9 protein-coding genes are annotated in these 8,950 nt (G+C 60.6%); 6 read left to right on the top strand and 3 right to left on the bottom strand.

All coding sequences use genetic code 11. The annotated features are described in order from the left end of the window. Positions 1-466 (top strand): ABC transporter permease subunit (locus A3754_RS05110; protein WP_156496812.1); only part of this gene is annotated, 466 nt, incomplete at its 5' end. Further along, a complete protein-coding gene (locus A3754_RS05105; protein ID WP_063518998.1) occupies positions 463-1,557 on the top strand; it encodes a sulfate/molybdate ABC transporter ATP-binding protein in 1,095 nt (364 codons plus the stop codon). The genes A3754_RS05110 and A3754_RS05105, both read left to right, overlap by 4 nt. Before the next feature lie 14 nt (positions 1,558-1,571). On the opposite strand, the gene A3754_RS05100 is transcribed toward A3754_RS05105, so the two are convergent. From A3754_RS05100 to A3754_RS05090, 3 genes are all read right to left on the bottom strand, one after another. Next, positions 1,572-2,249, bottom strand: a complete 678-nt coding sequence (locus A3754_RS05100; protein WP_063518997.1) for an anti-sigma factor domain-containing protein — start codon at positions 2,247-2,249, stop codon at positions 1,572-1,574. Continuing rightward, complete coding sequence (locus A3754_RS05095; RefSeq protein ID WP_063518999.1) at positions 2,246-2,800, bottom strand: RNA polymerase sigma factor; 555 nt, start codon at positions 2,798-2,800, stop codon at positions 2,246-2,248. The genes A3754_RS05100 and A3754_RS05095 overlap by 4 nt, the downstream gene beginning before the upstream one ends. A gap of 81 nt (positions 2,801-2,881) precedes the next feature. After that, complete coding sequence (locus A3754_RS05090) at positions 2,882-4,882, bottom strand: hypothetical protein (RefSeq protein ID WP_063518996.1); 2,001 nt, start codon at positions 4,880-4,882, stop codon at positions 2,882-2,884. Between the two features lie 298 nt (positions 4,883-5,180). On the opposite strand from A3754_RS05090, the gene A3754_RS05085 reads away from it, so the two are divergent. The 4 genes from A3754_RS05085 to A3754_RS05070 are packed head-to-tail and all read left to right on the top strand — an operon-like array spanning position 5,181 to position 8,925. After that, positions 5,181-6,185, top strand: a complete 1,005-nt coding sequence (locus tag A3754_RS05085) for a PhoH family protein (RefSeq protein ID WP_063518995.1) — start codon at positions 5,181-5,183, stop codon at positions 6,183-6,185. After that, a complete protein-coding gene (gene ybeY, locus A3754_RS05080) occupies positions 6,157-6,684 on the top strand; it encodes an rRNA maturation RNase YbeY (RefSeq protein WP_063518809.1) in 528 nt (175 codons plus the stop codon). The genes A3754_RS05085 and ybeY overlap by 29 nt, the downstream gene beginning before the upstream one ends. Further along, positions 6,684-7,571 (top strand): HlyC/CorC family transporter, encoded by an 888-nt coding sequence (locus A3754_RS05075; RefSeq protein ID WP_063518994.1) that lies wholly within the window; start codon positions 6,684-6,686, stop codon positions 7,569-7,571. The genes ybeY and A3754_RS05075 overlap by 1 nt, the downstream gene beginning before the upstream one ends. Continuing rightward, entirely contained in the window at positions 7,537-8,925 is a 1,389-nt protein-coding gene (locus A3754_RS05070) for a rhomboid family intramembrane serine protease (protein ID WP_063518993.1), read from the top strand. Before A3754_RS05075 ends, A3754_RS05070 begins: the two co-directional genes overlap by 35 nt. Positions 8,926-8,950 lie beyond the last annotated feature (25 nt).

Genomic DNA, 8,950 nt, shown 5'->3' with positions numbered 1-8,950 from the left:
CGTGCAGCTCATGTTCGCCCTGCCCGGCATGGTCATGGTCACCGTTTTTGTTACCTGCCCCTATGTGGCACGGGTGCTGATTCCGTTAATGGAGTCCCAGGGCCAGCACGAAGAAGAAGCAGCCATCATTCTTGGCGCCTCCGGCTGGCAGGCTTTCTGGTATGTCACCCTGCCGAAAATCCGCTGGGCGCTGCTGTACGGGGTGGTACTCACCAACGCCCGGGCGGTGGGTGAATTCGGTGCGGTGAGCGTGGTCTCCGGCCTGATTCGCGGGCAGACCCTGACCCTGCCCTTGCTGGTGCAGATGTGGAATCAGGACTACAACACCGTGGGCGCCTTTACCGCGGCCGGCCTGCTGGCCGCCATGGCGCTGGTTACCCTGCTGCTGAAAACCGTGCTGGAATGGGCCACACAGCACAACACGGACAATGCCACTGAACAGAAAACCGAACAGGACACTCCATGAGCATTCGTGTCGAACAGATTCAAAAGCGTTTCGGCGATTTCACCGCGCTGGACGACATCAATCTGGATGTTCAGGAAGGCCAGCTGGTCGGCCTGCTCGGCCCCTCCGGTTCCGGCAAGACCACCCTGCTGCGCATCATCGCCGGGCTGGAAAAAGCCGACCAAGGCAAGGTGCTGTTCCACGGCAAGGACGTCACCAACCTGGACGTACGCAAGCGCAAAGTCGGCTTTGTGTTTCAGCAATATGCCCTGTTCCGCCACCTGACCGTGGCCGACAACGTGGCTTTTGGCCTGCGTATGCTGCCACGCAAGGAACGCCCCTCACGTGGCGACATTCGCCAACGGGTGAATGAACTGCTGGATCTGGTCCAGCTTGGCCACCTGGCCGGCCGCTACCCGGCCCAATTATCCGGCGGGCAGAAACAGCGCGTGGCCCTGGCCCGGGCACTGGCCCTGAAACCGGACGTGTTGTTGCTGGACGAACCCTTTGGGGCGCTGGATGCGAAAGTGCGCAAGGAGCTGCGCCGCTGGCTGCGTCATCTGCACGAACAAATTTCTGTCACCAGTATCTTCGTGACCCACGACCAGGAAGAAGCCATGGAAGTGTCGGACCAGGTGGTGGTGATGAGCCAGGGCCGCATCGAACAAATGGCCTCACCGCTCACCGTCTACGAGCAACCGGCCAGCCGCTTCGTGTTCGATTTCCTGGGGCACATCAATGCTCTGAAGGGGCACTACGACGGGCGCAGCTGGCAAGCAGGCAACGCGCAACTGCGCCTCACCACCGAAGGCGCCTGCCCGGATGGTGAACTCACCCTTTACCTGCGCCCCCACGAGGCGGACCTGAGCAAAACCCCCAGTGACAGCGCCAACCTGCCCGTCAAACTGGGCGCACGCAGCGTGTTTGGCGGCACGGTAACACTGGAACTGGAAGCGCTGGGCTGGCCGGCGGAGGTGATGGAAGTGGAACTGAGCCGGGACGCCTGGCAAGCGCTGGATGCACAACCGGGAGATACTCTGTTTGTGCATCCGCGCCAGCTACAGACCGTCACCTGTGACGGCAATCTGGGCCCCCGGGTTACACCTGCCTGATCGGTCGTCGACGACTACAGGGCCACAGCCCGCCCAATATACAGCACCGGGCCCGTTGGCCGGTCGCCAGGGGAGCCACCCGGCGGCTCAAGGGTCAGCTCAAACAGCTGTCCACTTTGTACCCCGCCAACCTGCGAAGCGGGAATCACCATCGGCTGACTCGGCTCCACCAACCCCAGCGACCGGGGCCCTCTGCCCGGGTCCTTCAGGGTCCAGAACTGCACACTGTGCTGGGCCGAGTAACGGTTTTCCACCAGTGGTTTCAGCTGCAAATCACCCGCGTTGGAGACGGTGATCTGCCACCCCGGCGACGACGCTTCGCCGGGAGCCTGCAGCACCACCGTGTACGCCGGGGCGTCCTGGCGCAGTGGACCAAGTAACAAGGCCACCACCACCAGTAACGAGGCGGTCATGGTCCGCCACAAGCCGGGACTCTGCCATGCCAGCTGCCACCATGGCCGGGCCAGCCCTGCCCGGCGAGCCACCCTGCGCCATAGCCGTGGCGGCAATGGTGCCGGCTCCAGCAGTTCCGTTGCCCCCAACCAGTGCTCCTGCCATTGGCTGGCCATTCGCGAGGCTTCAGCATCCCGATCCAGCCAGGCAGCAATTTCCTGCTGGCGCTGCGCATCATGCAAACCCAGCACGTACTCGGCTATCAGCAAATGCTGTCCTTGCCGGTCATCAGGGATCATAGCTGCAAACACGCCTGCAAGGTTTTCAGACCGGAACGGATACGGCTCTTGATGGTGCCAAGCGGCACCGACAGGGAGTCGGCAATCTGCTCATAGGAAAGCCCCATATAATACGCCATGAGAATGGGACGGCGACGCTCCACCCTTAATGTTTTAAGGCACTCAATCATGATTTTTCGATCACTTCCCGCCAGGTAACATTGCTCCGGGGACAAGCCCGGGTCCGGCCAATCCTGGTCCGGAAAATCACCCGCCGGATAACGGGAGTCTCGCCGATGCTGATTCAGCAAACGATAACGAAGCACCGCGTAAAGCCAGGAACGGGCACTCCCCCGTTCACGGCGAAAACGATTGGCGTTCTTCCAAACCTGGACAAAAGTATCCTGCAACGCATCCTCCGCTGATGCTGACTCACCGGTAAAGCGCCGGGCGAACGCCAACATGCGTGGCGCCTCGTTCAGGTAAAGCTGGTGGAATGCCTGTCGATCGCCACTGGCACAAGCCAGCATCAGGGCATTGCCAACCTCAAGATCTGGAGGGGTATCATCCATGAACACGTTTCCCAAAAGGGTGGTGGAAGCTTGATCCTCCACCACCCCACGAGAAGACTGTGTCAAGACGGCAGTGCTGACTTACTCCGGTGAGCGCGCCAGATCTTCACTGATCAGTGACACAGATTCCGGTGCCGACTGCATCCAGCTCAGCGACGGAGCCACATCGCCACCTGCGGAGTCCAGAATGTTATCGAAACGCAGCACCATACCTTGTGACTTTTCCGCCACATACAGGTGCTCGCCATCGAAAGCGATGTCCACCGGGTTACCCAACTGGGTGGCCCCGACCGCACTGTTGTCCTCGTCATCAATGCGTACCGACACATCGGTTACCCCGTCTGCCGTAGATGCGTCATTGAGCACATACAGCTTGCCATCAGTGGGGTTCGCGCCGCTGCCCACATCCGAGAGAATCAGCTGATCGGTTTCGGCCACATGGACGATGCCGTGCAGGTTGGTCGGCGCGCTAAATGCCACCCCACCCTCAGCCGGGGTAATCACCCGGTCCGCACCGCCACCGCCACGCTCGGTACTGTAGTCATCAAATACCGCCACGGTGCCATCGGTAAGCGCCACAAAGAGACGATCTTCCTCCGGGTCATAGTCAAGATCCCAGGGCGCCACACTCAGCATGGTGCTGAACAACGGTGGCACATCGCCACCGGCCTGGGCGCCGAACACCCGCACCGCCGGGCTGCCATTATCCGTCACCAGAACCCAGCCAAGCTGATCGGCCACATCAAAGCCCTTGGGTGAAGACAACCCGGTGCTTGCGCCTTCGATCACTCGATCCCGACTGGCACTGAACATCTCTCCGTCACGACCGGTGGCCAGGCGGTTGATCACGGCAAGCCCGGTGTCATAGGAAATATAGGCATCACCCATCTGATTGAAAGCCAGACTTTCCCGGTCCAGTCCCGTGGTGAAACCGCGCTGCATGGCGCCCAGATCCAGATCCAGCACCACCACATCCGGATCGCCGGGCAGCGCCGGGGCATTACTGGTCACCGCCACCCCGGTAAAGTCGGTGCCGGTCTCATCAATGTCTGAGAGGTCTACCACCGGCTCCTGCTCAACCACCAGCGCCAGGGATTCCGGTTTGAGGCTGTCGACCACTTCATCCGGGGCCACATCACCGGAACTGCCCGACAGCACATCGTTGTAGACCAGGACGGCATCATTGGACTTTTCTGCGATGTAAGCCTTGTTGCCATCCAGCACCAAGTCCACCGGGTTACCCATCAGGGTCGCAGGCCCGGCCAGAGAACGGGACGGCGTCACACTGCCATTCGCCGTAGACGCATTACCGATCACATACAGACGCCCATCATCAGCCACGGCAGCATCACCCACATCGGTGATCACCAGAGTGTCGCTATCCGACTGGTAAGCGATACCGTGAATATTCGATACCGGGCCAGCAGAATCCGGGGTAATGGTACGGGAAGGCGTCGTCATGAAGCCGCCATCAACATAATCGTCCACCACCAACACGGTGCCATTGGTCATCGCCAGGAAGAGTCGGTCAGACGCTTCATCATAGGCCAGATCCCAGGCGTTGCCGGGCAGAGCCGTGCTGGCCAGTGGCACGGCATTCTCACCAGCAGCAGAGCCAAACACTTCCACGCTGTTGCCGCCCACATTGGCAGCCATCACCAGCCCGGCCTCATGGGCAATGGCGATCCCTTTCAGTGTCATGGACCCATTGGCCGGAAAAACCCGATCCAGGGTCGGTACTGCAGAGGCGTTATTATTCCGCTCCACGATCCTGTGCAGGGTTTGCAGGCTGCTCGGGCTGCCGCCACTGTCATTAGCCGCGTACAGATTCCCCAGCAGATCCAGGGCAATGCCTTCGTTGGCATCTGCATTGAAGGTTTGCTGCACGTTCAGACGAGCATCCAGCAGATCAACCTCCCCGGCGTTACCGCTACCGTTATGCATCACCAGCAGCTGGTTTCCCTCGCCCAGGCCTGGCCCGGGGACCAGGGAACGACGATCATCGTCTCCCCCACAACCAGCCAGCGCCACCGCCATGGCCAGCGGTGAAAGCCAAATAAAACCTTTGCCATTCGCATTCATGCCTTCTCTCCTTGATGGATATCCATTCCGGCCAGCAGGCCGGGTGGGCAGGACCCTGAGTCCTGCTTCCATTACCCGCAGAAGAAACCGGCGGATGTAACAGGAGGTAATGTTTTAGGTGATATGGGTAAGGCGCTTGTGGGAACCACAAACCACCGGTTGTCCGACAGGGACAAATCCTGCCTTGCTGGCAGGCCCCGGAATCGCTAGCCTGCAACGGTAATTTCGCTTCCCCGGAGCCTGGCTTCGGGGTATTCTGAAAGCCACCATAACAGCCCGAAGGGCCACCTTTTCCATCTTGGACACACCACTCGTTTCACAGCACATCAGCCTCGAACCCAACGATTCCCGTCGACTGGCCAGCCTCTGTGGCCGCCTGGATGAGCACGTCAAGCAGATCGCGCAGCGCCTGCACGTGGAAATCCTCAATCGCGGCAACCAGTTTCACCTGGCCGGAGACGCCGACGCCGTGGATGCGGCCGGGGCCATTCTCAGTGAACTCTACGACCAGACCCGCGACGGCACCGAGCTGACCCCGGAAATGGTGCACCTGCACCTGCAACAGTCCAACGTGGCTGACCAGGCCGGTAACGCCCGCGCAGACAACACCGTGCCGTTTCCCGGCGAGGACGTACTGATCCGTACCAAACGGGTACGCATCAAGCCCCGCGGCGCGCACCAGCGCGAATACGTCAAACAGATCCGCAAACACGACATCAATTTCGGCGTGGGCCCGGCGGGTACCGGCAAGACCTGGCTGGCCGTAGCCTGCGCCGTGGATGCCCTGGAAAAAGCCGAGGTGCAACGCATTCTGCTGGTGCGCCCGGCGGTGGAAGCCGGTGAAAAACTGGGTTTTCTGCCCGGCGACCTGGCGGAAAAAATCGATCCCTATCTGCGCCCGCTTTACGATGCTCTCTACGAGATGATCGGCTTTGAAAAAGTGGCCAAGCTGATGGACAGAATGGTCATCGAAGTGGCGCCGCTGGCGTACATGCGCGGGCGCACCCTGAACAACAGTTTCGTGATTCTGGATGAAGCCCAGAACACCACCCCGGAACAGATGAAAATGTTCCTTACCCGGATCGGCTTTGGTACGCGCGCGGTCATTACCGGCGACGTAACCCAGGTGGATTTGCCCCGCCATCAACGCTCCGGCCTGGTCAACACGCTGGAAGTGCTGGACGGAGTCAAAGGTATCGGGGTGACCCGGTTCGATAGCCGCGACGTGGTTCGCCACCCGCTGGTTCAACGCATTGTAGAGGCCTACGACCGTCATGAGCGGGATACCGACACCGACCGTTGATATCCAGTGGGCCAGCGACGCCCCGGACGCCCCCGACGAACCCCATTTATGTGAATGGGTACGCCATGCGGCCATTGCCGCAGGAGGTGTGGTGGGCGACATTACCCTGCGCATCGTGGATGAAGACGAGATTCGCACCCTCAACCGTGACTACCGCGACAAGGACGCTCCCACCAATGTGCTGTCCTTTCCTTTTGACATGCCCGAGGGGCTGCCGGAAGGCGCGGTAGAACCGCTATTGGGAGACATCGTTATCTGCGACGCGGTGGTACGGCGCGAAGCCAGCGAACAGCACAAACCGCTGGATGCCCACTGGGCGCACATGGTCACCCACGGTGTGCTGCACCTGCTGGGTTATGATCATATTGACGATGACGATGCCCTCGTCATGGAAACCCTGGAAATCCGCGCCCTCGGTGAGCAAGGCTTTCCTGATCCTTACAGTCCTGTGCAGGAAGACAGCCAGGCGCAACCTGAAAACACGGAGTTTAATCCCTGATGTCGGACGATTTTTCGGATAACGGTACCAGCCGAAGTTGGTTGGAGCGTGTCGGCCAGTTTTTCTCACCCACTCCGGGCGACCGGAGCGAATTACTGGAACTGATGCGCTCCATGCGCGACACCCACATCATCGACGGCGACACCCTGGGCATCATCGAAGGCGCCATCTGCGTGGCAGACATGCAGGTGCGTGAAATCATGATTCCCCGCTCGCAAATGGTCAGCATCAAGGCCAGCTCCGACCCAAGGGATTTTTTGCCCACCATTATCGACTGCGCCCACTCCCGCTTCCCGGTACTGGGCGACGACCCGGATGAAGTCATCGGCATCCTGCTCGCCAAGGATCTGCTACCGTTAATCCTTGATCCCGCCCGTATGGAGCGTTTTGCGATCAAAGATCACATCCGTTCGGCTATGGTAGTGCCAGAATCAAAACGTCTGGATTCGCTGCTGCGTGAATTTCGTATCAGCCGCAACCACATGGCCATCGTGGTAAACGAGTACGGCGGCGTGGCCGGGCTGGTTACCATTGAAGATGTGCTGGAACAGATCGTCGGCGAAATCGAAGACGAACACGATATCGAAGAAGACGACTACCTGATCAAGGATCTGGATAACAACGAATACACCGTCAAGGCGCTGACACCCATCGACGACTTCAACGAACACTTCCATTGCCACCTCAGCGATGAAGAGTTCGACACCATCGGGGGACTGGTGATGCAGAAGTTTGGACGCCTGCCAGGCCGTGATGAAAGCATCACCCTGGAAGGCTTCCGTGTCACCGTGCTCAGTGCTGACGGCCGTACAATACGACTGTTACGGGTGACACCGCCGGGGGATAACAACAATGACGAAACCGACCACGGCGCAGACAGCGACTGACCAGGCGGCACCTGCCTGGCGCACCCCCCCCTGGGTAATGGCGGTGCTGGCCATTACCCTGCTCGCCGGCCAGTTCTTCAATAACGGCAACGCCGTCCAGCCCGTTCTTGGCTGGTACCAGAACGGCGGCCTGAAAACCCTGGAATGGGACAACTACCTCTCCTGGCTTCGCTTCAACAATCAAAGCGACCTGTCACAACGGCTGGAACAAAACGCAGGCATGGACGCCCACGTCTACGGCGCCGCCCTGTTCGCCGACGACTTCGTGACCGACAGCAAACGCCGCGCCCGGGATTTCTGGTCGTCCGCCGAGATCGAACAATGGAACCGCCTGCGCGAGCAGATTCCCGCACAAGTGGCTGCCAGCAATCTGTACCGCTGGGGCCTGCCGGACAGCTCGCCGCGCCCGGCCCGTTTCTTTACCGCACCGTTCACCGGCGGTTCGCTCTGGTTGAGCCTGGCGACCCTATTGCTGCTGGCACCGCTGGCCCCCACTCTGGAGCGCCGCCTTGGCCATGGCCGGGTATTCGCCCTGTGGATACTCGGCTGCCTGCTCAGTGGCTTTGGCTACCTGTTGCTGGCGAGCCCGGGGCAGATTCCGTTCCACGGTGCCACGGCACCACTGCTGGTCTGGTTCGGCGCTTTCTTTGGCCTGCAACGCAGCACCCTGCAACTGCCCCTCTGGCACCCCAAACACAGGCAGTGGCAACGCTTGCCGGTATCCCCCTACACCTTGCTGCCCCTGCCCGTGGCGGTCATGGCAGCGTTGGCTCTGTTCAGCACCCCGTTGCTCGCCAATCTCAGTGCGGGCATCGCCGCCTTTATCGGCGGCTTGCTGCTGGTCCAGATCATGCGCCCACAACCGGTCGAAGCCGCGCAGCAAGACAATCCCCCCACGGACCCTCAGCAACTTTCCTCACTGACCCGGGGCTGGGACGCCCTGGGACAATTGAACGGCGACGTGGCCAGCACGGCCTTCGCGCAAATTCTTGTCACCGAACCGGATCATTTCGACGCCCTCACCGGGCAATTCACCGCGCAACAATTACTCAGCGATAACGCTGCCTGGACCACCGTCGCCCAGCAACTGTTCGTCCACCCGGCAACAGAAGAAGGCCAGGCCATTCAGGTGGCGCAGTGCTGGCAGCAGTACCGGCAACGCGGCGGCACCGCGCTGCCCGCCGCCATTGGCTGGCCACTCCTGCAAACATTAACGCGGGCAGGTGAGTTTCAGCAGGCAGAAAAGCTGGCGCGGGAACTGGATGATCATGCACTCAAGGCAGACGCCATCGCTCAGCTGCGTGACACCTTGCTTCAGGAAGGACTGGCACACCGGGCAAAGGCGCTGGCGTGATTAACGCCGGGGGCTAATTCTTTAC

It is taken from the genome of Alcanivorax sp. HI0083 (assembly GCF_001635175.1).
This window is presented reverse-complemented; position numbering and strand designations above follow the sequence as displayed.